Origin of the sequence: Mycobacterium sp. AZCC_0083 (assembly GCF_014202335.1) — a bacterium.
Taxonomy (GTDB): Bacteria; Actinomycetota; Actinomycetes; order Mycobacteriales; family Mycobacteriaceae; genus Mycobacterium.
The window spans coordinates 95,227-119,024 of the sequence record NZ_JACHGP010000020.1; the positions used below are offsets into that span (position 1 = coordinate 95,227).

General features: G+C 64.9%; 22 protein-coding genes. 16 read left to right on the forward strand and 6 right to left on the reverse strand.

Translation table 11 applies throughout. The features are described 5' to 3' along the window. The first annotated feature begins 45 nt into the window (after positions 1 to 45). Genes HNP02_RS35900 through HNP02_RS35910 form a run of 3 tightly spaced genes read left to right on the forward strand, consistent with a single transcriptional unit; the run spans position 46 to position 3,073 of the window. On the forward strand, positions 46 to 351 hold the full coding sequence (locus HNP02_RS35900) for a hypothetical protein (RefSeq protein ID WP_184445420.1): 306 nt from the start codon (positions 46 to 48) through the stop codon (positions 349 to 351). A gap of 10 nt (positions 352 to 361) precedes the next feature. Next, on the forward strand, positions 362 to 1,873 hold the full coding sequence (locus HNP02_RS35905) for a class I adenylate-forming enzyme family protein (protein ID WP_184445421.1): 1,512 nt from the start codon (positions 362 to 364) through the stop codon (positions 1,871 to 1,873). Positions 1,874 to 1,918: 45 nt separating this feature from the next. Continuing rightward, positions 1,919 to 3,073 carry a thiolase family protein gene (locus HNP02_RS35910; protein ID WP_184445422.1) on the forward strand — a complete coding sequence of 385 codons (1,155 nt, stop codon included), beginning with the start codon at positions 1,919 to 1,921 and terminating at the stop codon, positions 3,071 to 3,073. A gap of 15 nt (positions 3,074 to 3,088) precedes the next feature. On the opposite strand, the gene HNP02_RS35915 is transcribed toward HNP02_RS35910, so the two are convergent. After that, positions 3,089 to 4,165: a hypothetical protein gene (locus tag HNP02_RS35915; protein ID WP_309241809.1), complete on the reverse strand. Its 1,077-nt coding sequence runs from the start codon at positions 4,163 to 4,165 to the stop codon at positions 3,089 to 3,091. A gap of 21 nt (positions 4,166 to 4,186) precedes the next feature. Further along, entirely contained in the window at positions 4,187 to 5,236 is a 1,050-nt protein-coding gene (locus HNP02_RS35920) for a hypothetical protein (RefSeq protein WP_184445423.1), read from the reverse strand. A 193-nt stretch (positions 5,237 to 5,429) separates the two neighbouring features. On the opposite strand from HNP02_RS35920, the gene HNP02_RS35925 reads away from it, so the two are divergent. Then, on the forward strand, positions 5,430 to 6,701 hold the full coding sequence (locus HNP02_RS35925; RefSeq protein WP_184445424.1) for a cytochrome P450: 1,272 nt from the start codon (positions 5,430 to 5,432) through the stop codon (positions 6,699 to 6,701). Positions 6,702 to 6,720: 19 nt separating this feature from the next. Next, a complete protein-coding gene (locus HNP02_RS35930; RefSeq protein WP_309241810.1) occupies positions 6,721 to 7,683 on the forward strand; it encodes an alpha/beta hydrolase in 963 nt (320 codons plus the stop codon). A gap of 21 nt (positions 7,684 to 7,704) precedes the next feature. Here HNP02_RS35930 and HNP02_RS35935 read toward each other — a convergent pair whose 3' ends face one another. Both HNP02_RS35935 and HNP02_RS35940 read right to left on the reverse strand, forming a co-directional pair. Then, positions 7,705 to 8,268 (reverse strand): twin-arginine translocation pathway signal, encoded by a 564-nt coding sequence (locus HNP02_RS35935; RefSeq protein WP_375373748.1) that lies wholly within the window; start codon positions 8,266 to 8,268, stop codon positions 7,705 to 7,707. Continuing rightward, positions 8,196 to 8,936: a hypothetical protein gene (locus HNP02_RS35940; RefSeq protein ID WP_255507349.1), complete on the reverse strand. Its 741-nt coding sequence runs from the start codon at positions 8,934 to 8,936 to the stop codon at positions 8,196 to 8,198. The genes HNP02_RS35935 and HNP02_RS35940 overlap by 73 nt, the downstream gene beginning before the upstream one ends. Positions 8,937 to 9,375: 439 nt before the next feature. Between HNP02_RS35940 and HNP02_RS35945 the strand changes: the two genes are divergently transcribed. The 11 genes from HNP02_RS35945 to HNP02_RS35995 all read left to right on the forward strand — a co-directional run bounded on the left by HNP02_RS35945 (position 9,376) and on the right by HNP02_RS35995 (position 21,321). Further along, a complete protein-coding gene (locus HNP02_RS35945; RefSeq protein WP_375373746.1) occupies positions 9,376 to 10,119 on the forward strand; it encodes an MlaE family ABC transporter permease in 744 nt (247 codons plus the stop codon). A 13-nt stretch (positions 10,120 to 10,132) separates the two neighbouring features. Beyond that, the gene (locus HNP02_RS35950) at positions 10,133 to 10,978 is read left to right on the forward strand and encodes an ABC transporter permease (protein WP_184445427.1); all 846 of its coding nucleotides are present in this window, start codon (positions 10,133 to 10,135) and stop codon (positions 10,976 to 10,978) included. 10 nt (positions 10,979 to 10,988) lie between these two features. After that, a complete protein-coding gene (locus HNP02_RS35955) occupies positions 10,989 to 12,266 on the forward strand; it encodes an MCE family protein (RefSeq protein ID WP_375373747.1) in 1,278 nt (425 codons plus the stop codon). After that, positions 12,266 to 13,291, forward strand: coding sequence for an MCE family protein (locus HNP02_RS35960; protein ID WP_184445471.1), 1,026 nt, complete (start codon positions 12,266 to 12,268; stop codon positions 13,289 to 13,291). The genes HNP02_RS35955 and HNP02_RS35960 overlap by 1 nt, the downstream gene beginning before the upstream one ends. Further along, positions 13,291 to 14,379 (forward strand): MCE family protein, encoded by a 1,089-nt coding sequence (locus HNP02_RS35965; RefSeq protein WP_184445470.1) that lies wholly within the window; start codon positions 13,291 to 13,293, stop codon positions 14,377 to 14,379. The genes HNP02_RS35960 and HNP02_RS35965 overlap by 1 nt, the downstream gene beginning before the upstream one ends. After that, the gene (locus HNP02_RS35970; protein WP_375373749.1) at positions 14,379 to 15,839 is read left to right on the forward strand and encodes an MCE family protein; all 1,461 of its coding nucleotides are present in this window, start codon (positions 14,379 to 14,381) and stop codon (positions 15,837 to 15,839) included. Before HNP02_RS35965 ends, HNP02_RS35970 begins: the two co-directional genes overlap by 1 nt. Beyond that, positions 15,836 to 17,116 (forward strand): MCE family protein, encoded by a 1,281-nt coding sequence (locus tag HNP02_RS35975; RefSeq protein ID WP_184445430.1) that lies wholly within the window; start codon positions 15,836 to 15,838, stop codon positions 17,114 to 17,116. Before HNP02_RS35970 ends, HNP02_RS35975 begins: the two co-directional genes overlap by 4 nt. Next, positions 17,116 to 18,750: an MCE family protein gene (locus HNP02_RS35980; RefSeq protein ID WP_184445472.1), complete on the forward strand. Its 1,635-nt coding sequence runs from the start codon at positions 17,116 to 17,118 to the stop codon at positions 18,748 to 18,750. Before HNP02_RS35975 ends, HNP02_RS35980 begins: the two co-directional genes overlap by 1 nt. 70 nt (positions 18,751 to 18,820) lie before the next feature. Next, the gene (locus tag HNP02_RS35985) at positions 18,821 to 19,336 is read left to right on the forward strand and encodes a hypothetical protein (protein WP_184445431.1); all 516 of its coding nucleotides are present in this window, start codon (positions 18,821 to 18,823) and stop codon (positions 19,334 to 19,336) included. A gap of 88 nt (positions 19,337 to 19,424) precedes the next feature. Next, positions 19,425 to 19,790 (forward strand): hypothetical protein, encoded by a 366-nt coding sequence (locus HNP02_RS35990; RefSeq protein ID WP_184445473.1) that lies wholly within the window; start codon positions 19,425 to 19,427, stop codon positions 19,788 to 19,790. Between the two features lie 34 nt (positions 19,791 to 19,824). Continuing rightward, a complete protein-coding gene (locus HNP02_RS35995; protein WP_184445432.1) occupies positions 19,825 to 21,321 on the forward strand; it encodes an adenylate/guanylate cyclase domain-containing protein in 1,497 nt (498 codons plus the stop codon). A gap of 503 nt (positions 21,322 to 21,824) precedes the next feature. On the opposite strand, the gene HNP02_RS36000 is transcribed toward HNP02_RS35995, so the two are convergent. Both HNP02_RS36000 and HNP02_RS36005 read right to left on the reverse strand, forming a co-directional pair. After that, positions 21,825 to 22,442 (reverse strand): TetR/AcrR family transcriptional regulator, encoded by a 618-nt coding sequence (locus tag HNP02_RS36000; RefSeq protein ID WP_184445433.1) that lies wholly within the window; start codon positions 22,440 to 22,442, stop codon positions 21,825 to 21,827. Positions 22,443 to 22,621: 179 nt separating this feature from the next. Continuing rightward, the gene (locus HNP02_RS36005; RefSeq protein ID WP_184445434.1) at positions 22,622 to 23,698 is read right to left on the reverse strand and encodes an NAD-dependent epimerase/dehydratase family protein; all 1,077 of its coding nucleotides are present in this window, start codon (positions 23,696 to 23,698) and stop codon (positions 22,622 to 22,624) included. Positions 23,699 to 23,798: the final 100 nt, after the last annotated feature.

The window sequence follows — 23,798 nt, forward strand, 5'->3', positions numbered from 1 at the left end:
ACGGGGGGACCAGCACGCTGTCCCACGCACCACGAAAGGTAGCCAATGACCGACCTCGCTGCGGGAAAACGGTTGCGCAGCAACGTGAGTGACACCGAGATCATCGTGGTGCGGGCCCCCGCAACCCCGCTTGAGCTGTCGTGCGGCGGCCAGCCGATGACCGCAGACCCGGTTTCGGCCGGCACGGCACCGACGAACATCGGCGACAACGACACCGCATTGGGTAAGCGATACGTCGACACCGACACCGGGCTGGAAGTGCTGTGCACCAAGCCCGGGCCGGGAGTACTCACCGCGGACGGCCGGGTGCTGACGATCAAGGCACCTTCCGCGCTGCCGGCATCGGACTGAGGCCGCAGCGTTGAACGTCCTGACACTGCTGGAGATGGCGGCGACGGGTACCCCCGATCGGGTCGGCGTCGGGCGTGTGGGTCCGGCCGAAAATGCGGCAGCCGGACTGACGTACCCAGCCCTCCTCGATCGCGCACGCTGCGGGGCGGGAATGCTCTCGGCGCACAGTGCCGAGGAGCTCGTGTACGTGGGAGTCAACGACGACGACTTCGCGGTGGCACTCTTCGCTGCCGCGTGGGCCGGCGTCCCGTTGGTTCCGCTGAACTACCGGCTGGGCAGTGATGCGCTGGCCGGCCTTCTCGCGCACCACCCGAATGCGCTTGTCGTCTCCGATCAAGCGCCCCCGACGACGGCCCAAACGGTCACCTTGGCGCAGTGGCGGGCGGCGTGCGTCAAGCCGACGAACGACACGTCGCGGTGGTCCGACGATCCCGATGCGGTCGCGGTGCTGCTCTACACGAGCGGAACCACCTCGGAACCCAAGGCAGCCGTGCTGCGCCACCGGCACCTGACCTCCTACCTGCTCGGCAGCGTCGACTTCGGTGCGGCAGGTGGACACGAAGCGGTCATCGTCAGCGTCCCGCCGTACCACATCGCGGGCGTGTCGAATCTGTTGAGCAACATCTGCGCCGGCCGACGGGTGGTCTATCTGGAGACCTTCACCGCGCAGGGATGGCTCGACTGCGTGCGCGCCGAACAGATCACCCATGCCCTCCTCGTTCCTACGATGCTCGCCACGATAACCGAGCACCTCGGCCAGAGGGCCAACGCGGACGTACCCACCCTGAGGTCACTGGCCTACGGCGGCGCCAAGATGCCGATCCCCGTGCTGGAGCGCGCGATTCGGCTGTTCCCCGCCGTGGACTTCGTCAATGCCTACGGGCTGACCGAGACCAGTTCCACCATCGCAGTCCTCGGCCCGGACGACCACCGCGCCGCGCTGCAGGGAGACCCCGTTGCACGCGCCAGGCTCGGCTCGGCCGGCCGATTGCTCCCCGGCATCGAGATACAGATCCGCGGGCCGGGCGGCGCGCTGCCCACCGGAATCGCCGGTGACATCCATGTCCGCGGCGAGCAGGTCTCTGGTGAGTACCGCGGTGCGGGAAGTGTGCTCGACGAAGACGGATGGTTCGCCACCCGGGATCGCGGGTGGGTCGACGATGACGGCTACCTGTTCGTTGAAGGACGTACCGACGACACCATCATCCGCGGCGGCGAGAACATCGCGCCGGCCGAGATCGAGGATGTCCTTCTGGAACACCCCGCGGTCGCCGAGGCCGCCGTGGTGGGGATGCCCGACGAGCACTGGGGCCAAGACATCGCCGCCGCAGTCGTGTTCGGGCCCGGCCGCACCGTCGCCGTCGAGGAGCTCCGCGAATGGGTGCGGACCCGGCTGCGCGGCTCCAAGACTCCGGCACTGATCGTCGTCCGCGACGCGCTGCCCCAAACCGCCACCGGAAAGGTCCTACGTCGCGAGCTGCTTGCCGACCTGCTCGCCACCGAGCGTGGACCCCTTACATGACCACTCATTCGCAGCCACAACCCGACTCATTCGCTGGAGGCCACCATGCCTGACGCACTCATCCTTGCAGCCGCACGGACACCGATCGGGCGCGCCCGCAAGGGATCTCTGACGTCGGTAGATGCCTACCAACTCGCCGAGGTCGCGGTCAGCGCGGCAGTCGACCGGTCCCAGATCCCGATCGCCGACCTTGACGACCTGTTCATTGCGGAGTCACTGCAGGGCGGCGGCGTGATCGCACGCAACATCGCGGTGCGTCTCGGTATGACAGGGGTGCCGGGGGTAGCGATCAACCGGCACTGCGCTTCCGGGGCGACCGCCGTGCAGTTGGCGGCCGCCACCATCATCGCAGGCATGGCAGATGTGATCGCCGCCGGTGGAACGGAGAGCGCCAGCACGATGCCCCGGCTCAGCAAGATGGCACCGGGCGCGCAGGAGCCCACCCGGTGGTCACCACAAAGCCATCCCGATGCGCCCGGTGTGCCTCCCTTCGACATGTCCGTGACCATCGGGGAGAACACCGCACGGCTTCACCACGTCACCCGGGAGCAGGCCGATGCCTGGTCCGCACGCTCGCAGCAGCGGGCACTCAATGCGATCGCCAAGGGGTACTTCGACGACGAGATCGTCGGCGTCCCAGTCACGGCAGGCACATTCAGCACCGATGAGCATCCGCGGGACACCACGCCCGAGGCGCTCGCCGGGCTGAAGGTGCTACACCCGGAGATCCCCGACGCCGTCGTCACCGCGGGCAACTCCGCGGGCATCAACGATGCGGCAGCCGCGCTCGTCATCGGCGGCTCCGACTTCGCAGCCAGTCACGGCCTGACACCGCTGGCGCGGATCCGGGGCTGGGCGTCCGTTGGCGTGGATGTGCAGCACACCGGGATGGCACCGGTGACGGCAATCCCGCAGGCGCTCAAGCGCAGTGGTCTCACACTCGACGATGTCGACCTCTTCGAGATCAACGAAGCGTTCGCCACGATGGCGGTGGCCTGCACACGCGACCTCGGTTTGGACGAGTCAATCGTGAACGTCAACGGCAGTGGCATCAGCCTCGGCCACCCGATTGCCGCGACCGGTGCACGAATGGTCGTGTCGATCATTCACGAGCTCGTACGCCGCGATGCGCGCATCGGGGTAGTGGCGATGTGCGCAGGCGGCGGTATGGGTTCCGCACTGGTGGTCGAACGGATCTGAGCCCCAGCGGAATCGTCAGCGTCGCGCGGTGAGCTTGGTGTATCGCCCACCGAGCAACCATTCGGAGACATAGAGGTTGCCGTCGGCGTCCGCCGCTACCGAATGTGGCGAGTTGAACCGATCGTGCTGGGGGAGATGCGGTAGCGTCGCGCGCCCGTCGTCGGCCAGATCATTGGGCCATCCTGGCCGGGTCGGCCACCCTCGTGCTGCCTCGGGATCCGGGTCGGCGCCGATGTACCCGACGAGGCTGTCGTCGGAATCCAGAACGGCCAGGCGTTCGTAGATCTCCGCGACCACCAGCAGGTCGCCCCACTGCGCGAAATCGCTCGGACTGTTCAAGAAGGTCTCGCCAAACGTGCGCAGGTACCGGCCCTCCAGGTCGTAGACGAGGACACGCACGTTGATGCGGTCGGCTATGTAGAGTTCCGGCACCTTGTCGTTTCGGCGGTCGATGAAGATCGCGTGCGGGCACAGAAGTCGTCCACTTCCCTCTTCGCCGGTCAGTGTCGACAGGTGGTTTCCATCCTTGTCGAAGCGATGAACCAAGCCAGATCCGTATCCGTCGGCTACCCAAATGTCGCCCGTGCCGCCGAACCGCTCCTCGTCCACGACGCAGCCGCACGGGCAGTAGGGTCCCATCGGGCCGGCGGGGATCGCCGGATCCTGCGGCGGGTTCGGCAGCTCGGAAAGGATCTGCCCATCGAGGGTCATCTTCACCACCCGGGGTGCCCGCGTCTCGCAGTGAACGCCCTTGCCGAACAGGGGAGTCCAGTTCGGATCGCCTTCGTCGGCGGCGCACCTGAATACGAAACCGGGATCGCAAACCCACAGGTATTCGTCCTCGCCCTCACGGACGACGCTGATGCCGTGGCCTTCGGTGAGGTCCGTCTCGACCACTCGTAGCAGGCGCCCCTCGGTGTCGAACGCGACCAGTTGCCCGGCGTGGAAACCGATGAGTTCGCCGTCGTCGGTGGCGACGACGGCGTTGTGCACCCAACAGGACGCTGCGCGTGGGACGGCGGACAGATCTGCCCAGTCGCCGGTTACGTCGTAGGGGGGAAAGTCGTTGTGCCTGTCAGAACTTGAGGACACGACCCGTGCCTTTCTGTCGATTCACTGGCTGGTGACGGCACTGCTTGGCAACTCACCGAGACCGGGTGCCGAGGATGGCGAAACTCTCTGGGGCTCTGCGTCGTTCGTTCTGGACCACGACTCTCCCGCCTCGTCCTCGAACTGGATGTGCACCCGGGGAGATGCGTTGCCTTCCAACTGGTACAGAGCAGAGGCGTGTTGATTTGGTCTCAGCCAGCGCGGGAAGTCCAGCGCCGTGTGCGCGGCCAGAATGTCCATCCGATTGGTCAGAAATGACGGCCCAGGAGCCGGTGACACCACACCCGGGTCGATCGGTGGTCGACGCTCTTCCGGCCACCGGCCAGTCCTCAGCTTGGCGAAGACATCGGTGATCGACTGCCTCGAGCGCCTGCAAGCGTCGGGTAGTTCGTTGCCCTCGGAGTCGACCGCATCCACCGAGACCGTCAGACCGGTGGCTAAAGCGGTGCTGTGATTCATCACGGTCACCGCCCAGATCTGTGGGCCAAGCAATGCCACGGGCATCCGGTAGGTCGTCACCTGGCGGGTCGGCGTGGCCCGTGCGAACCGCTTTGTCAGCGTGCTGAGACTGGTGTAGTGCAGATCGGCGCTAATGGCACTTTGCAAGCGGCTCTCGAAGAGTGAATCTTCGTGACCAATGTAGCGAGGGACGGTTCCCTCCTTCGCCAGTCGCTGCGCCACGCTGCTCAACCAGGCTTGGTCGTCCGCATTGAGGCCGTCCGACGGTGACTCGGCGATGACCCAGGCGAGCGCCAACTTGCCGGCGCGCTTTGCGCGCACCAAGTCGTCTATCGCTTCAACGGCATTTCGCTGCATCGGGTCGATGACCGCGATCAACACGTCATAGCGATCGAGGATCGCAGCCGGCTTGCCCGCATGATCGAAATCCTCAGCGGCGGTACGGTGCTGCCCGCGCACGGGCACGAGCACAATCTGGTGTCGCTCTGCGCTCGCGCTGTTCCACCAGTTCAGAGCGTGGTCGACGGCGGTGCGGAATCGTCCGGTGTCGTCGGGCGCCGCGATCACCACCTCCACGACTTGAGCAATGAACACCGTCTGATCTCCTGATTGATCCGCCGAGACCTGTGTGGCCCATCGCTTGGTCACAACAGGTGCTGTTTTACTCTAACTACCCTTGCTTTGTTTGCAAATGTCGTCCTACTATGACGCACATGCCCTTGTTGCGGGCGCTGCCGTCCGCTGTGCGAGAGGGCCCGCTTGCGTTCGCCAATGAACAGGAGAGACATTGTCGGCCGACGGAAGTGTTCTGGAGTTCGAGCCGTTCAAGCCCGGTCCGCGCGACCAGTTGCCTGCGGTCTATGCGCAGTTGCGGGAGCGATTTCCGGTCTACCGGAGCGCTACCAACATCTGGGTGATATCGCGATTCGATGACGTGAAGGCCGTGCAGTCGAGTCCCGATGTGTTCTCGTCGCGACCCAACCCCTACGAGGGGGATTCGACGCCGTCGGATGCCGAGATGAAACCGGAGGTCATCGAGCGACTCATGGCGCTGGCAGCGGGAATTCCAGTCGATATGAACGAGATGGCATCCGCCAAGTCCATTGCCGCCGCAGACCCGCCCCAGCACACTCGGATGCGCAGAATCGTGAGCAGAGGTTTCACACCCCCACGGATCAAGGAGATGGCCTCCGCGATCAGCACGATCGTCGACCGCTGTCTGGCCGGGATTGGCGACCTGCCCAGATTCGACCTCGTCGAGCGGCTGGCCGTGCCGCTGCCGGTGGAGATGATCTGTCACATCCTGGGCATTGACCGAAGCGAGTATGGCCGTGCCAAACGATGGTCGGACGCCTTCGCCGCGGCTGCCGGCGGCGAGTGCAACAGTCCCGCTGAACGAAACGAGTTGATGCTGAGCAACATCAAGGAGTTCAGCACGTACTTCGTGCCGTTGATCGAGGCGCGGCGCGCTGAGCCGAGGAATGACCTGGTCAGTGCGATGGTCGCGGCGATCGACAACGAGGCGCTGACCAATGTCGAAACATTGATGGTGGCGATCACGATCATGGTCGCGGGCAATGAGACGTCGACGAACCTCATCGGGAACACCGTGGTCGAACTGCTGTCAAACCCCGACCAGCTCAAATTGTTGCTCGACGATCCTGCGCTGCTGTCCAATGCGGTGGATGAGGCGAACCGACTGACGGCGCCGATCCAGTTCGCGTTTCGTGAAGCCACCGAAGAGACAGAGGTTGCGGGCACGACGATCCCGAAGGGGGCAATCGTCGCCTTGCACATGGCCGCCGCGAACCGAGATCCCCGGCGCTTCGACGACCCCGACCGTTTTCTCATCACCCGCCCGGCCGCCAAGAACCTCTCGTTCGGCCACGGCATACATTTCTGTCTGGGTGCTCACCTGGCCGGTCAGGAAGTACGAGCCGCGATCGGTGGATTGTTGCCTTATCTCGACCGCCTCGAATTGACCGACGCTCCGCTGGAGCGCAACCCGACGGCACTGCTCAACGGCTGGCAAAGGGTCGAGCTCGCGTGGGTGTCGTAGTGCGCGGGGGACGCAGCCAGTGAGCACAGACACGACCGTCGGCGTGCCGGGTCATCTGGGTCGACTCGATCCCGAGTTGCGCGGCGTCGCCGCCGGCCTCGACGTTCTGCAGTTCGAACACGACACGCTTGCCCAGGAACGGCATCGACTCAAGAGTATGAGCGCCGTCCGGGCCGCTGCGGTCGATCTCGCCGGTGTCGAGGTGGCCTCGTTCGCCATCACCGGTGGGTCGGGTCAGCAGCTCGGGCTTCGGACTTACCGGCCGGCGAGTCCCGCCACCCTGCCGATCGTGGTGTACGCCCACAGCGGGGGCTTCGTCAGTGGGGATCTGGACACCGATCACGGTGACTGTGTCGAGCTGGCGCGAACGGCGGGCTGCCTCGTCATCTCGGTCGACTATCGGCTCGCGCCCGAAAACCCCTGCCCGGCCGCACTTGACGACGTTTCCGCTGCGTTCGACTATGCGATCGCCAATGCCGAAGAGCTCAACGCGGACCCGAGTCGCGTTGCACTGGCGGGCCGGGATGCAGGAGCCGCGTTGGTGGCCGGTCTGGCTCAGAGCGTCTTCGATGCCGAGGGCCCACGCATTCGCCTGCAGATTCTGCACGAACCGATGCTCGACCGGGGTTCGACCAGATCGCGGCGGGAGTTTCAGAGCACCCCGGGACTCAGTGGCCGGGCGATGGACCACGGCTGGGCGCATTATCTAGCGGCCACGTCGTTATCGAGGAACACCGTTCCTGCCTCCAGGCCGAACCTCGAGGGGTTGGCGCCGGCATTCGTCAGCTGCGCAGAGATCGGTCCCTGCCGGGATGAAGCACTGGAGTACGCCAACCGGTTGATGCACGCCTACGTGCACACCGAACTGCACGTGTTCGCTGCCGTCTTTCACGGATTCGATTCCGCGGCGCCCGATGTCGCCCTCTCCCGCGAGGTCCGGGAATTGCACGCCCGCAGCCTGCGTAGGGCGTTCTCCTACTGAGGACTCTCGTGCGGTTCGTCGTCACACGGGATCGAAGGACGAGATGAGCCAAGCGCCATCGACCCGGTTCAGGGTCACCAGGACACTGCTGGAGGTCATGGTGGGGTTGGGTTTGCCGGAGCTCGACGTGCTCTGATTGACGAATACCAGGACAACGGCTGCGCCGGAGCGCAATTCGGTGACCGCGGCCCTGACCACGGTGGCGTTCGTCCTTACCGACTTCTGGGCGGCGGCCGGAGCGACGACCTGCGTGGTGAACGTGTTGTAGTAGTCGAGGAAATCGCCAGTGAGATGAGACTTCGCAGTGGCGAAATCCCGGTCCAGGGTGTCGGGAGAGTAGGACAACACCGCGATGGTTCCATCACTGGCGGCTCGAACGGCGGACTGCGCGACGTTGGTGTCGGCGTCCCGGTCGGGGCGATACTGGAAGTAGTACAGGCCTCCGACGAGCCCAGTTGCCGCCAAGACCAGCGTCAGCAACACCAGCCCCGCGCGCGACTTCTGACGCAGGATCATGGGACGAACTCGACTTTCGACATCTTGAGTTGACCGGCGTCGCGCGACACCGTCACGATTAGTCGCCAGGACCTGTGCTCCGCCTTGGCTCCGGCGGCGTTGGTGACCGTTGACGTTGCCGACACCAGAACGACTGCGGAGTCATCCGTCATGGATTCGACGGCGGTGGCGTTCACGGCGCCCTTGGTGACGACTTTGGACTGCTCGAGCACTGAGGTGAAATCGGCTGCGTGACGTTCAAAGTCGTCCTTGAAGGCCCCCGTCGAACTGCTCAGAATGCGGCCGACGTCGTCGTTGGCCTTGCCGAAGTCCAGTGAGGTCATGTTGACCACGCCTTGGCGCGCGGCCGCCGCGAACTCAACGGCACGGGCACGCTCCTGCGTGACGCCGTCGTGCAGCCACGCCAGATAAGCACTGACTGCCAGCAGTGCACAGATGATGGCCGTCGCACCCCCGACGACGAGGTGGCGCCTGAGGCGTGCCCACCAGCGAGGGCGACTTCGGGCGGGCGCGCTGCCACCGGCCGGAGAAGTCTCGTCACGATCGATGTCGGCCACTGCCAGTGACGATGCCGCCTCGTCGTTGCTCGTCGCCAGATCAGCGAGCCGGCGAAGCTGGATGGCCCGGGCCCTGGCCTGCGCCGCAACCGCACATGCCTCGGCCTCGGCGGCAGCCGCTTCAGCCTCGGCAGCGGCGGAATCGGCGACCGCGTGAGCCGCCTCTCGAACGGTCTTCACGATTTCGTCATCGCCGTCGGAACAGCGATGTCAGTGTGCCGTGACGTTCTCGCCCAAAGGCCACGTTGCATATGGCTACCTCCCGGTCAGCGGGTACGTCCTTCTGTGGTGAGGTCAATCGTCTACCGTTAGTACCATGGCACTCTACCTTGATGCGCTATATATGGTGTTGCTGAGAGAACACGATACGTTACGGTGTCGAGGGTAGCCATGAGTGCCGCTGAATGAGAACCGACGCTTGAACGCCAGTACCGGCGTGATCAAGAGGTAGGAGCATCGATGCCCCGGACGAACATCGTCGGTCTGTTTCAGGCGGTCGGCGGCCTGTTCGCGATGGTGGCCGTCACCGTTCTGGACGGACCGGGATCTGATGGGGTTTAGATCATCGGTGGACCGCTGGTCGCCGGGCCTTTCAGCGCCGCGCAGTCTCTCTGCGGGGATGCAGGCCGTCGGGGGGCTGTTCGCAATGTCGGCCGACGCGGTCAAGTTCGTTTTCCGCAGGCCCTTTCAGGGCCGAGAGTTTCTGGAGCAGGCCTGGTTCGTGGCCAGGGTTGCGCTTGCTCCCACTTTGCTGGTCGCGATTCCGTTTACCGTTCTGGTCAGCTTCACCCTCAATATCCTGCTGCGCGAACTCGGGGCGGCGGACCTGTCCGGTGCCGGTGCGGCGTTCGGTGCGGTCACCCAAGTGGGTCCGATCGTGACGGTGCTCATCGTGGCCGGTGCGGGCGCGACGGCGATGTGTGCCGATCTGGGGTCGCGCACGATCCGCGAAGAGATCGACGCGATGGAAGTGCTGGGCATCAATCCGGTGCAACGCCTGGTGACCCCGCGGATGCTGGCCTCGGGTCTGGTGGCGCTGCTACTCAACAGCCTGGTCGTCATCATCGGCATCCTCGGCGGCTACTTCTTCTCCGTGTTCGTCCAGGGGGTCAACCCCGGCGCGTTCGCGGCGGGCATCACCCTGCTGACCGGAGTCCCCGAGGTGATCATCTCCTGTGTCAAGGCCGCCCTGTTCGGCCTGATCGCCGGCCTGGTGGCCTGCTACCGCGGGCTGACGATCAGCGGTGGTGGCGCCAAGGCGGTGGGCAACGCCGTCAACGAAACCGTGGTCTACGCATTCATGGCGCTGTTCGTCATCAACGTGGTCGTCACCGCCATCGGCATCCAAATGACGGCCAGGTGACCACGTGGCTGCGATGACACTGAGAGCCCTCTACCCGCAAGCTACCCACCAGCTCGGTAAGCCGATCTCGCTTCTGGGCCGGATCGGCGATCACACGCTGTTCTACGGCAAGGCAATCGCCGGGGCGCCGTTCGCGGCCACCCACTACACGCGTGAAATCATCCGCCTGATCGCCGAGATCAGCATGGGCGCAGGCACCTTGGCGATGATCGGCGGCACCGTGGTGATCGTCGGGTTCTTGACCGTGGCGACCGGCGGCGTGCTGGCCGTGCAGGGATACAGCTCGCTGGGCAACATCGGCATCGAAGCGTTGACCGGATTTCTGGCGGCATTCGTCAACGTCCGCATCTCGGCGCCGATCGTCGCGGGCATCGGCCTGGCCGCCACCTTCGGCGCCGGGGTGACTGCGCAACTGGGTGCCATGCGGATCAACGAAGAGATCGACGCGCTCGAATCCATGGCCATCCGGCCCATTTCGTACCTGGTCAGCACCCGGATCATCGCGGGGATGATCGCGATCACGCCGTTGTACTCGATCGCGGTCATCTTGTCGTTCGTGGCGAGCCAGTTCACCACCGTCTTCCTGTTGGGGCAGTCCGGCGGCTTGTACGACCACTACTTCAACACCTTCCTCAACCCGATCGACCTGTTGTGGTCGTTCTTGCAGGCGATTCTGATGGCATTGGCCATCCTGCTGATCCACACCTACTACGGCTACTTCGCCACTGGAGGTCCCTCTGGTGTTGGTGTCGCGGTGGGCAATGCGGTGCGTACGTCCCTGGTCGTGGTGGTATCGGTGACATTGCTTGTCTCGCTTGCCATCTACGGCTCCAACGGCAACTTCAATCTGTCGGGATAGGGGACAAGTCGTGACGCAAAACCTGGGCCCGGGTCCGATCCACCGGTCTGAAACCGCCAGCGTCGCTACTCCTGTCGCTGCATCGCCTGGGCAAAGTTTCGGCGCGCGCGGGTACGCGCGTCCACTTGCGGGTCTGGCGATGGTTGTCGCCATCGTCGCCATCGTCGCCCTTGCCGTCGGGTTGTTCCGCGGTGGTTTCACCGAAACCGTTCCGGTCACCGTGATTGCGCAGCGCGCCGGCCTGGTGATGAATCCCGATGCCAAGGTGAAGATGCTCGGCGTGCAGGTCGGCAAGGTCGATTCAATCGAGGAACGGCCGGACGGCCAAGCCGCGATTCACCTGGCGATGGAACCGTCTCAGCTGCATCTCATTCCCTCCAATGTGCTCGTGGCCATCACGTCATCAACGGTGTTCGGCGCCAAATTCGTTCAGCTGATCCCTCCTGCCGAGCCGTCGCCGACGGCCATGTCCGCCGGACAGGTGCTCGACGCCAAACGCGTGACGGTGGAGATCAACACGGTGTTCGAGCAACTCACGTCGGTGCTGTCGACGATTGAGCCCGAAAAGCTCAATGAGACCCTTGGGGCGATCGCGTCCGCACTAAATGGCCGTGGCGAGAAGATCGGTCAGATGCTCACTGATCTCGATTCCCTTCTTGCCAAGTTGGAGCCGAGTCTTCCGAATCTGAGCCATGACATCGCCGTGGCGCCCGACGTGTTCAGCGCCTACGCCGATGCGGCGCCGGACCTCATCAAGACCGCCGACAACGCGACGCGAATCAGCCAGACCTTCGTCGACGAGCAACAAAACCTGGACGCGCTCTTGGTCAGCGCGATCGGGTTGGCCGACATCGGAAACGACGTCGTGGGCACCAACAGGCAGCCGCTAGCCGATGTCCTGCATCTGCTGGTGCCGACCACCGACCTGACGAGCCAGTACCACGAAGGGTTGAACTGCGCGCTGGCCGGCATGGTGGCATTCACCAAGAATCCGCCACTGCCCGAGCCCGGTGCCGAAGTGTTGATCAGCTTCGCGCTCGGGGTCGACCGCTATCGTTATCCGAGCGACCTCCCGAAGGTCGCCGCAACCGGCGGTCCGCATTGCCAGGGCCTGCCGAACGTGCCCGCCGGGGTGCGTCCACCGTTCCTGGTCGCCGACGTCGGCGCCAGCCCCTGGAAGTACGGAAACCAGGGAATCCTGCTGAACTCCGACGGCCTCAAGCAGCTGTTGTTCGGGCCGATCGACGGGCCACCGCGCAACTCCGCACAGATCGGGCAGCCCGGATGATGCGGTCCGGACGCGCGACGTTCCTGAAGTTCGCGTCATTCGTCGTGGTGATGGCGGTGATGACCGCCTTCCTCTTCCTCATCTTCGGCCAATACCGCACCGGTGCGACCAATGGCTATTCCGCCGTGTTCGCCGACGCATCGCGCGTTGAGCCCGGAGACTCCGTGCGGGTCGCCGGAATCCGGGTGGGCACCGTCAACACGGTCTCGCTGCGCCCGGACAAGACGGTGGTGGTGCGGTTCGACGCCGACCACGGCGTCGTGCTCACCGCAGGCACCAAGGCAGCAGTGCGCTACCTCAACCTGGTCGGCGATCGCTATCTCGAGCTCGTCGACGGTCCCGGCTCGACGCGGGTGCTGCCAGCCGGATCGCAGATTCCCGTCGACCGTACCGAGCCCGCACTGGACCTCGATCTGCTGCTCGGTGGGCTGAAACCAGTGATCCAGGGCCTCAACCCGCAGGACGTCAACGCGCTCACCTCCTCGCTCGTACAGGTCTTCCAGGGCCAGGACGCCACTCTGGAGTCCCTCCTGTCGAAGACATCGTCGTTCTCAAACACGTTGGCGGACAACGGTCAGGTGGTTGAACAACTGATCGACAACCTGAACACAGTGGTGGCCACGCTCGCCAAGGATGGCGACAAGTTCTCCAGCGCAATCGACGGTCTGGAAAAGCTGATCACCGGCCTGTCGCAAGACCGCGATCCGATCGGAGCCGCGATCGAGTCCCTCGACAACGGAACCGCGTCCATCGCGGACCTGCTGACCAATGCGCGCCCGCCGCTGGCGGGCACGGTGGACCAGCTGAATCGAGTGGCCCCGCTGCTCGATCAGGACAAGGACCGCATCGACCTCGCACTTCAGAAGGCGCCGGACAACTACCGCAAACTCGTCCGGCTCGGTTCGTACGGCAGCTGGTTCCCGTACTACCTCTGCGGAATCAGCCTCCGGGCCAGCGACCTGCAGGGCCGGACGGTGGTCTTTCCCTGGGTCAAACAAGAAGGCGGGAGGTGCAGCGAGCCCTAATGCTCAAGTATCGCGGATCCAATCTCATTCGTGCCGGATTCATCGGCGTCGTCCTGATCGTCCTCGTCATCGCGATCGGGCTGCAGCCCCAGCGGCTGTGGTCAATGGCGACCGCGATCAGATACCAGGCGCTGTTCTCCGAAGGCGGCGGACTCGCCCCCGGCAACGACGTGACCGTCTCCGGCATCAAGGTCGGCGCCGTGTCGGACGTGGCGCTGCAGCACGGCGATGCCTTGGTGACGTTCACCATCGACGGGGCGGTTGCGCTCGGGTCGGACACCACCGCCCACATTCGGACGGGCACGCTGCTGGGAGAGCGGGCACTGACCTTGGAGTCGGCGGGCGCCGGGACGATGCATCCGTCCGACGTGATCCCGGTCGCGCGCACGTCCTCGCCGTATTCGCTGACCGAGGCGGTCAGCGACCTCACGACGAACGCCGCGGGAACCGACACCGGTTCGCTCAACCAATCCCTCGACACGCTGTCCGAGACGATCGAGCGGATAGCACCGCAATTGGGACCGACCTTTGACGGCCTGACCCGGTTGTCGCGGTCGCTCAACAGCCGGAACGAGTCGCTGGGCGCGCTACTCAAGAGCGCCAGCGATGTCACCGGAATCCTGTCGCAACGCAGCCAACAGCTCAACACGCTCATCCTCAACGCCAACGACCTGCTCGGGGTGCTGGTGGCGCGCCGGCAGGCGATCGTCGACCTGCTCGCCAACACATCAGCGCTGGCCCAACAGCTGTCGGGTCTGGTGCACGACAACGAACGGGAGCTGGAGCCGGCGTTGCAGAAACTGAATTCGGTCACCGCGATGCTGGAGCGCAACCGCGACAACATCGCCAAGGCATTGCCGGGTCTGGCGAAGTTCGAGATCACCCAGGGCGAGGCCGTCGCCAACGGTCCCTTCTACCAGGCGTACGTGCCCAATCTCGTACCTGCAGAAATGCTGCAGCCGTTCCTGGACTACGCATTCGGGTTCAGAAGGGGTGTCGACGCCGGGCAACCGCCGGACAACGCCGGGCCTCGGGCCGAGCTGCCGTTCCCCTACAACGGAATCCCACAGCCGGGGGACCACCCATGATGTCCCGCAAGCGGTTTGCGGCCGGGCTGGCGGTCGTCCTGGCAGCGCTGCTCGTCGTCGGCGCGGCACTGGTCGTCCGGCAAACGTTCTTCCGGCCCAAGACGATCACCGCCTACTTCACCACCGCCACCGCGGTCTACCCGGGTGACGAGGTTCGGGTATCCGGCGTCAAGATCGGCAGCATCACCTCCATCCAGCCGGAGGGAACTCAGGCCAAGATGACGCTGGACGTCGATCGCGACGTGGCCATCCCGGCCGACGCGAAGGCGGTGATCGTCGCCCAAAATCTGGTCGCGGCCCGCTATGTCCAGCTCGCGCCTGCATACCGGTCCAGCGGCCCGACGATGTCCGACGGCGCGGTGATCCCGGTCGAACGGACGGCGGTACCCGTCGAATGGGACGAGGTCAAAGCCCAATTGATGCGATTGGCAACAGATTTGGGGCCGACCAGCCAGATCTCCAGCACGTCGGTAGCACGGTTCATCGACAGCGCCGCCGACGCGCTGGGCGGTAACGGCGACAAGTTGCGGCAGACGCTGGCTCAACTGTCCGGGGTTGGGCGGATCCTGGCCGACGGCAGCGGCAACGTCGTCGACATCATCAAGAATCTGCAGACATTCGTCACGGCCCTTCGCGACAGCAACACCCAGATCGTGCAGTTCGGTGACCGGCTCGCCACGCTGACCAGCGTGGTGAACGACAGCAGGTCCAATCTGGATGCCGCGCTGACCGACCTCTCGGTGGCGGTCGGCGACGTGCAGCGGTTCATCGCGGGAAGTCGTGACCAGACCGCCGAGCAGATTCAGCGGCTGACCAACGTCACCCAGAACCTCGTCGATCACCGCATGGACCTCGAAAACGTCCTTCACGCGGCGCCCAACGGGTTCGCGAACTTCTACAACATCTACAACCCCGACACCGGAGCTGCCGTCGGCCAGTTCGTGGTCAACAACTTCTCCAACCCCGTGGCGTTCTTCTGCTCGGCGATCGGCGGCATCGAGAACATCACCGCGCCCGAAACGGCGAAGCTGTGCGCGCAGTACCTCGGCCCCGCGATGCGCCTGCTCAACTTCAACTACTTGCCGTTTCCGGTCAACCCGTACCTGACGAAGTCAGCAAGCCCGGACAACATCGTCTACTCCGACCCGAGCCTGGCACCCGGCGGCGCCGGCCCGACGCCGGGGCCGCCCGAAATACCGCCCACGGTGTCGGCGTATACGGGGCTGAACGGAGATGTGCCGCCGCCCCCGGGGTACGGGCAGCCGCCGCCTGGAGTCGCACCTGGCCCGTCGGCACCCGATCATTTGCCGGCCTTTCCCTCACCTGCACTGTTTCCGGGAGCGCCGGTGCCCGCCGCGCCGACGAGCGTGGGAGACATGTTGCTTCCGGCTGAGGCCCCGGCGCCCAGCGGGCCGCTGCCCGGCGCACCACTCCCCGCGGAAGGGACACCACCATCATGACGGGCGCACGATCGACGCGCCGACTGCTCGTCATCGCGTGCAGCGTCGCGGTGACGGCGACAGGGTGTGCCTTCCAGGGCGTGAATTCGTTGCCGCTACCCGGCGCGGTGGGCCGGGGGACCGGCGCCAACATCTACCACGTCGAGATCGCGAATGTCGGTACGCTGGAGTCGAATTCACCGGTCATGATCGACGACGTCGTGGTTGGCAGCGTGGGCAAGATGACGGTGCAAGGCTGGCACGCCGACGTCGAGATCTCGGTGAAACCCGATGCCGTCATCCCCGCGAACGCTGTTGCAAGCGTCGGGCAGACCAGCCTGCTGGGATCCATGCATCTCGCGGTCAACCCGCCGCTCGGCCAGCCGCCGACCGGGCGGCTGCAACCGGGCGCCACCATTCCACTCAACAGGTCTTCGACGTATCCGTCGACCGAGCAGACGTTGTCATCGCTGTCGGCGGTCGTCAACGGCGGAGGACTGGGGCAGATCGGCGACATCATCCACAACTTCAACGCCGCCTTGTCCGGCCGGGAAGACCAGGTTCGCGACCTGATCACTCGCCTCGACACCTTCGTCGGCATGCTCGACCAACAGCATGACAGCATCATCGCCTCCGTTGAGGCACTGAACCGACTTGCCGCGACGTTCGCCGAACAGCGCGACGTCATCACCCAAGCGCTGCGCAAGATACCCCCGGCACTGGACGTCTTGAACAAGGAGCGGCCGCGCATCACGATGGCCCTGGACAAGCTACGGATTTTCAGCGACACCGCCAGCGGGCTCGTCAACGACACGCAGGCGGACCTGGTGAAGAACTTGCAGAACCTTGAGCCGACGATCAAAGCGCTCGCCGACATCGGACCGGACCTGGATGCCGCGATTGCCCAAGCGACGGTATACCCGTACGCCCAGAGCTTCATCGACCGAGCCGTCCGAGGGGACTACGTGAACTTCTACGCCATCCTCGACCTCACGGTTCCCCGACTCAAGCGGACATTGTTCTTGGGCACCCGCTGGGGTCAAGAGGGCGCTGAGTTGGTGCCGGCGCCGGGGGACCCGTGGTATCTGAACTACAGCTATGACCCCCTCAGCGTCGGCGTCAACCCGCCGGCCGCGGATCCTGCGCCGCCGCCGGACGCAACCGCGCTGGCGGTGCCCGCCGAAGCCGGGTCCATGCCACCGGTGACGGAGCCGTTGCTACCGGTGGTTCCGCCGATGTCGGCACAAGCGCCGCCACCGCCCGGAAGTTCGCCACTTCAGATTTTTGCGGGTGGATGATGTTGACGCGTTTCGTCCGAATCCAGTTGACGATCTTCACGATTGCGTCGATTGTCGGCGTGCTGGTGATGGTCTTCTCCTACATTCAGGCGCCGACCCTGCTCGGTGTCGGCCGCATCACCGTCACGTTGGAACTGCCCGCCTCCGGTGGCCTTTACCGCTTCAGCAACGTGACCTACCGAGGAGTCCAGATCGGCAAGGTGACCGCGGTCGGGCTAACGCCGAACGGCCCGAAAGCGACGCTATCCCTTGACACGTCGCCCAGGATCCCGGCAGACCTGCAAGCGGAGGTGCGCAGCATCTCGGCGGTCGGCGAGCAGTACGTCGACCTGCGGCCACACACAGACTCGGGGCCCTACCTGAAAGACGGCTCGGTAATCCCGGCGCGCGACACCACGATTCCACAAGCGGTTGGCCCGATGCTGGATCAGGTCAGTGCCCTGATCACCAGCATTCCGAAGGACAAACTCAGCGGATTGCTCGACGAGTCGTTCAAGGGTCTCAACGGGGCCGGCTACGACCTGGGTTCGCTGTTCGACTCGTCAGCCAAGGTGGTCGGCGACGTCAACGGCGTCGCCGACTCCACGCGGACCCTGGTCGACGACGTCGCGCCGCTGTTGGATTCGCAAGCCGACACCACCGACGCGATCAGGACCTGGGCGCGCAGCCTAGCCGGAGTCACCGAGCAGGTAGCGACGGACGACCAACAGGTGCGTACGCTTCTGCAAACCGGTCCCGGCGCCGCCAACGAGGTGTCTCGACTCCTCAACCAGGTCAAACCCACCCTGCCGGTGCTGCTCGCCAACCTCACCACAATCGGCCAGGTCGCGGTGACATACCACCCGTCACTGGAACAACTCTTGGTGTTGCTACCGCCCTCGGTGGCCTCCACGCAGGCGTTCGGCCTGTCCAGGAACAACCCGACCGGGTTTCCCCTTGGCGACTTCGGCGTCAGCATCGGCGATCCGCCCGCATGCACTGTTGGGTTTCTCCCACCCTCGCAGTGGCGATCCCCAGCCGACACGTCCACGGTCGATACCCCCGACGGGCTGTACTGCAAACTGCCCCAGGATTCACCCATCGTGGTTCGCGGTGCCCGCAACTACCCGTGCATGGGGCACCCCGGGAAGCGTGCGCCGACCGTGCAATTGTGTAACGACCCCAACGGGTATCAACCGTTGGCGCTGCGCCAACATGCGACCGGCCCCTATCCGCTGGACCCGAACCTCATCTCGCAGGGCATCCCGCCCGATGACCGGGTTACCTTCGGCGACAACATCTTCGGTCCGGTGGAAGGGACGCCGATGCCACCGGGAGTGCCTCCGCCGCGGGCACCTGAAGGCCCCGAGGGTGCTCCACCGCTACCAGAGCCCGCTCAGATTCCGTCGCCAGCCGTACAGGCACCGCCATCACCAATTGCGGCTCCACCACCAACCGCCGCCGATGGTGGTGTGGCGCCCGCAGCTCCGAGTTCGTTGCGCACGGCCGAGTCGGGGGCGGGGCCTTCGGTTGCCGTCGTGCAATACAACCCGCAGACAGGCATGTACGTCACTCCCGATGGCCAGGTGTTCGAACAGTCGGACCTAGTGGCGCAGGCGGCGCCAAAGACGTGGAAGGACATGCTGCCCACCTAGATTCGGCCGAGCCGGCCTCTCGATCGGTTCCGCCGATCGCAAGTCAGCGTTTTGCGTAGAGGAGCGAGTGATGAGCACACGTGGTGTGATCGCCTGCGCAACCGCGGTCGCGGTGGCGGTGATCGTCGGCGTGGGCACACCGGCGTCCGCCCGCGCTTCCGGAGATGGCCTCGCCCTCAATGGGACCTACCTCGCCACGTCGAACGGCGATTGGGCGAAGACGAACGATTCCTACCACGACGAGACGACTGTCAGGAGCACCTGGACCATCACGTCTACGTGTTCCAACCCCGTCGATTGCACCGGCCAGGTGACGAGTGACCAGGGCTGGACCGCACCGATTCGCCACAACAGCGACGCATGGATCGTCGAGCGCGAAGTTCCGAACTGGGAGAAGTGTCCCGACGGCACCGCCGCCCCGGGCCACCAGAGGTACAGATTCTGGCCCGTCGACGCGACGGGCTACGTGGCGGTCGGGTCGCCAACGCTGGGAGGCGAGGAGAGAACGACGGGCCCCAGCGGCGCCTGCGGCGTCAACAAACTGCTTGTCATCAGGATGCCGTTCAGGCTGGACGAGGTGGCGTAGATCGATGATCGCGGATCGCAGGCGAACAGCAGTCCGGGAAACGCCGAACCTCCTTCGCCCATGGGCTCGTAAAGTGGTCCGATTCGACATGCTGGCGGGCGCTGTGTTGCTGGCCGTAGGGGTAGTGGCCGCACCGCCTGCCGCCGCCGAACCGACTGCCTGCGACGTCCCCAGTTGCACACCGGGCATCGCCCCCGGCGCGGTCATCGGCGCACCGTGCGATAGCACCACCTACTACGTGTTCGCGACCACGTCGTGGGGACGGCTGGTCTTCTGCGGTTCGCCAAGAAGGTTCGCGCCCAGATACTTTCGGTCACCTTCGATGGCAGGCATCAAAGAACTGGACAGCAACTGCGTGGGTTACGACAACAACGTCGCGCAAGCGCCCGATGGGATGTTCCTCACCTGCATCGCAACGAACGGGCAATCGCTTTGGGTACGCGGTGACACCTAGGATTGGACCCGCCACTCCCGAGCACGGGCAATGAATGGCTAGCCGGCGCCAAGCGGCCATTCGACTCGGAGCCAGCTACGCGGCGGGGCTGACGTTCGCGCACATCCTCGCCGCCGCGGCAGTCTCATTGGTAGTCGTCTCGCTCACCCGAAACACCGTAGGTGACGCGAGCAACCTGCTCACGACGAGGAATCTGATCGCGCTGTGCGGTCTGGTCGCAGTCTCGGCCACCGTCGGTGCAGTCGCCGGAGTCCTCAACATGGTTCCGTCCTTCCGCTGGTTCGCCGACGGCGCTGAACCAACGCCGGCACAACAACGCGCGGCGCTGAGCATCGCTACTCGCCAGACCATCGTCCAGTTCGGTATCTGGGCAGCCAGCGGTGCGGTGTTTTCTCTGGTCAACCTCCACTCTGGCGGCGGTGTCGCCTACATGATCGGCGCGGCCATCTTGGTCGGGGGTGCCACCACCGCCTGCCTGGGCTACCTCATAACGCAGCGGACCTTGCGCCCCATTCTTGCGGCCTCGATGAAGACGGCAACGGCGACCGGCGAAATGCCCGGCGTGCTAGCACGATTGATGATTACCTGGGCTCTCTTCAGTGCGCTGCCCACGGCGGGGATCGCGCTGATCGTGTTGGCACGCTCCAACGGATGGTTCGTCCAGAAGTCAGCGCCAGTCGAAACGCCAATTCTTGTGCTCGCCGCTATGTCGCTCCTCTTTGGATTTCGGGCGATGGTCTTGGTTGCCCGGTCGATCTCGGATCCCGTTCGCGACGTCGTCGTCGCTATGACCCAGGTGGAACGAGGCCAAAGCGGGGCGTTCGTCGACGTGTACGAGCCCTCCGAAATCGGCCGCCTGCAGATCGGGTTCAACCGCATGGTGGCAGGACTGCAGGAACGCGAACAGCTCCGCGACCTCTTCGGACGCCACGTGGGCGTCGACGTTGCGCGCCACGCACTTCAACAAGACGACTCGCTGTCCGGCGACGTCCGAGAGGTCGCCGTATTGTTCGTCGACTTGGTGGGATCAACCACGATTGCCGCGTCCCGCCCACCAGAGGCAGTGGCGGAAATCCTCAACGACTTCTTCCGCATCGTGGTCGCCGCCGTCGATCATCGTCAGGGTCTGATCAACAAGTTCGAAGGCGACGCCGTACTGGCAGTCTTCGGGGCCCCGCTCGGCATCGAAGAGCCAGCGTCGGCCGCGCTCGCGACAGCAAGAGCGCTCGGCACCGAGCTAAAGAAATTGCCCCTCGTGGACTTCGGTATCGGAGTGTCCGCGGGTCCGGTGTTCGCCGGCAACATCGGCGCTGAGAACCGCTACGAATATACGGTCGTCGGTGACGTAGTCAACGAGGCCGCCCGGTTGGCCGATCGCGCCAAAGATTGGCGTTCCAGAGTTTTGGCGTCCGGCGATGCGATCGCCCGAGCCCAGGCGACCGAACGGTGCCACTGGGCAATGCGGGGGTCCACGGCGCTTCGCGGCCGATCGGCGGTCACGGAGCTGGCGGAACCAATGCTGAATGAATGAAACCTGAGGGATTGCATTCGAACTGGTGTTGCAGCTCGATGCATTGCCGTCCGCGGGTGCCCTGGGATCGGGTCCCTGGAACCGGGCACTTCGGGCCTTGATCGTGGCCATGCGTGATTCGGCGTCGACGACATGGAGCGAGTCGTCGCCGCTGCTGGTCACGTACGCCTTGTGCGTAGAAGCGTCCGACGCGACGTCGGGCATCGGACCGGCGCCGACGTTGAACGTCGCCGTGACCTTGGGCGGGCCAAGCGACGCCTCGCTGGATTCGGTTCCACACGCTGCCAAGCGCTCACGGCGAGCACCACGACCGAAAATCCGATGGCCCGCATCCCGGATGACCGATCGGGCTAGAGCGGACATCTCATCTACGGCGTCTCCCGGATCGACTCAGATCACTCGTGGCCGACATTCTGTCGCCGGATAGCGGAGTGTCTGTGCCGCCTGAAGAGAACTTCATCGCGCCACCATATACTGATAGGTATTTGAAGGACAATCGGTATTTAGTGTTTCCGAACCCTGGGACTCGACGTCAGGATGCCCAGGATCGCGTCGACCACCTGTCCGGCACTGCTCGGCTCCGACGACTGATCGGTCGGCTGCTGCAGGCGAATGCCGTTGGCCAGTGCCATCATCGACGCGGCCAGGTCTCGCGCATCGATCGGCAATGCCACGGACAGCTTCTCGAAGTAGTCGCGCAGGATTTGGGCGAGGGCGTCGATCTGCTTGCGCTGCAGCGCGTAGTACTCGTTCGCGAAATCCGGGCTTCTCCTGGCATGTAACTGCAGCTCGATGGCCAGCTCAGGGCAGTCGCTGTTCACGAACGCGGTGTTGAGCCAGTCGGTGACCGCTGCACGCAGATCGTTGGGTTCGAGGCCGACAAGCCTCTCGAGATCCGCCATGTCGCGCTCGGAGTACCGACGCAAGAGTTCCAGCAGGATCGCTTCCTTGTTGGGAAAGTTCGAGTAGAAGGCGCCCTTCGAGTAGCCGGCTTCGGCGGCGATCATGTCCGCCGACGCCCCGCCATATCCCAGCCGCGAGAACGCTTCCTGTGCCGCGGAGAGGAGCCGCTCCCGGGTGGCGGCCTGCTGTTCGGCCCTGGACAAACGGGTAGGTGGCACGGATCAAACCCCCCCGTCGCTTCGCTCGCCCCGGATCAAAACCCCGTCGCTTCGCTCGCCCCGGATCAAAACCCCGTCGCTTCGCTCGCCCCGGATCAAAACCCCGTCGCTTCGCTCGCCCCGATGCCCTTCGTCATTCGAAGATCATGAGGTATCTCGATGACAGCCTAGCCAAGCCGCTAGGTGGAGAGGCGCGCATACGACCCGAATTCCACGTCCTCCAGGATGTCCGTGCGGCGGGGTGACCACTGCACGAGGTCACGCGTTTTGTCCGAGGACAGGCGCTTGTTGAGGCAGAGGCTGATGCCCGTGCCGAAGCTCGGCGGCGGCGTCAGTGCGCGGCCGAGCCTGCTGGTGATGCTGGATGGCAGGCCCCGAGTGAGCCGAAGCCCTAGTCGTGCAACCGTGTTGAGCCCGAGCATCTGCTCCAAGGTGAAGTTGTCGGTTCGATCGCCGGCACCGATCATCCGGCTGACGGCCGCCGCCAAGTCGCGATGGCTCACATCCTCGACCACGCCATGTAGAACTGCTCCCTGCGGCGCACGCTCCACCGCCAGGGAGTAGAGATCTGCAAGATCATCGATGTGGACGTAGCTCTGCCGCGTCGCGCCCGTCCCGAGATGAGCGCCGCGTCCGTTGGCGCGGGCCATGGCAATGACGGCCGGAACGTCGAGGCTGCCGCCGTTGCCATAGACGAGTCCCGGTCGCACGACGATGCCACGGACACCGGGGTCAGCGAGGACGACGTGTTCTGTCTCGACTCGTGCGGCCATCGCCTCACCGAGTCCAGCGACCAGCATCGGGTACACGCGTGCCGACCGGGGTGCGAATACTTCCTCGGGCAGCGGCAGAGCGGCGTCTTCGTCATAGACGGCCTCGGTCGCATCGCCGCCGTTGAAGACGCCGAAAACCGCTGAGCCGCTGGTGAATACCAATGCCTTGCCTGAGCTCCCGAGCGCTTCCTGCATTGCCCGGACGGCCGCCCGATCCCTGGCGAATGTGTCGGCGTTGTCTCCCTGAGAGGCGCCGACACTCGCGGTGCTGACTACCGCGTCGACGTCCGAGGTGATGATGGCGTTCGCCAGACTCGAGGAGTCGGCGAAGTCGCCCATGACCGGAGCCAAACCCATCTGACGCAGCTTCGCCGCCGACTGCTCGGAACGCGCCAATCCGAGGACTTCGTGTCCTCTGGCGACGAGCGCCGTGGCGACGGCGCTTCCGATGTAGCCGGTGGCGCCGGTGACGAGGATCTTCATGGATCGCTCCGAACGTGAGCAGTAAAATACCAAGAGGTATTCCAAAACCTATCAGACTTTCGATGTACGTGTGGAGAGGCGTTCCAAGAATCCATCAAGG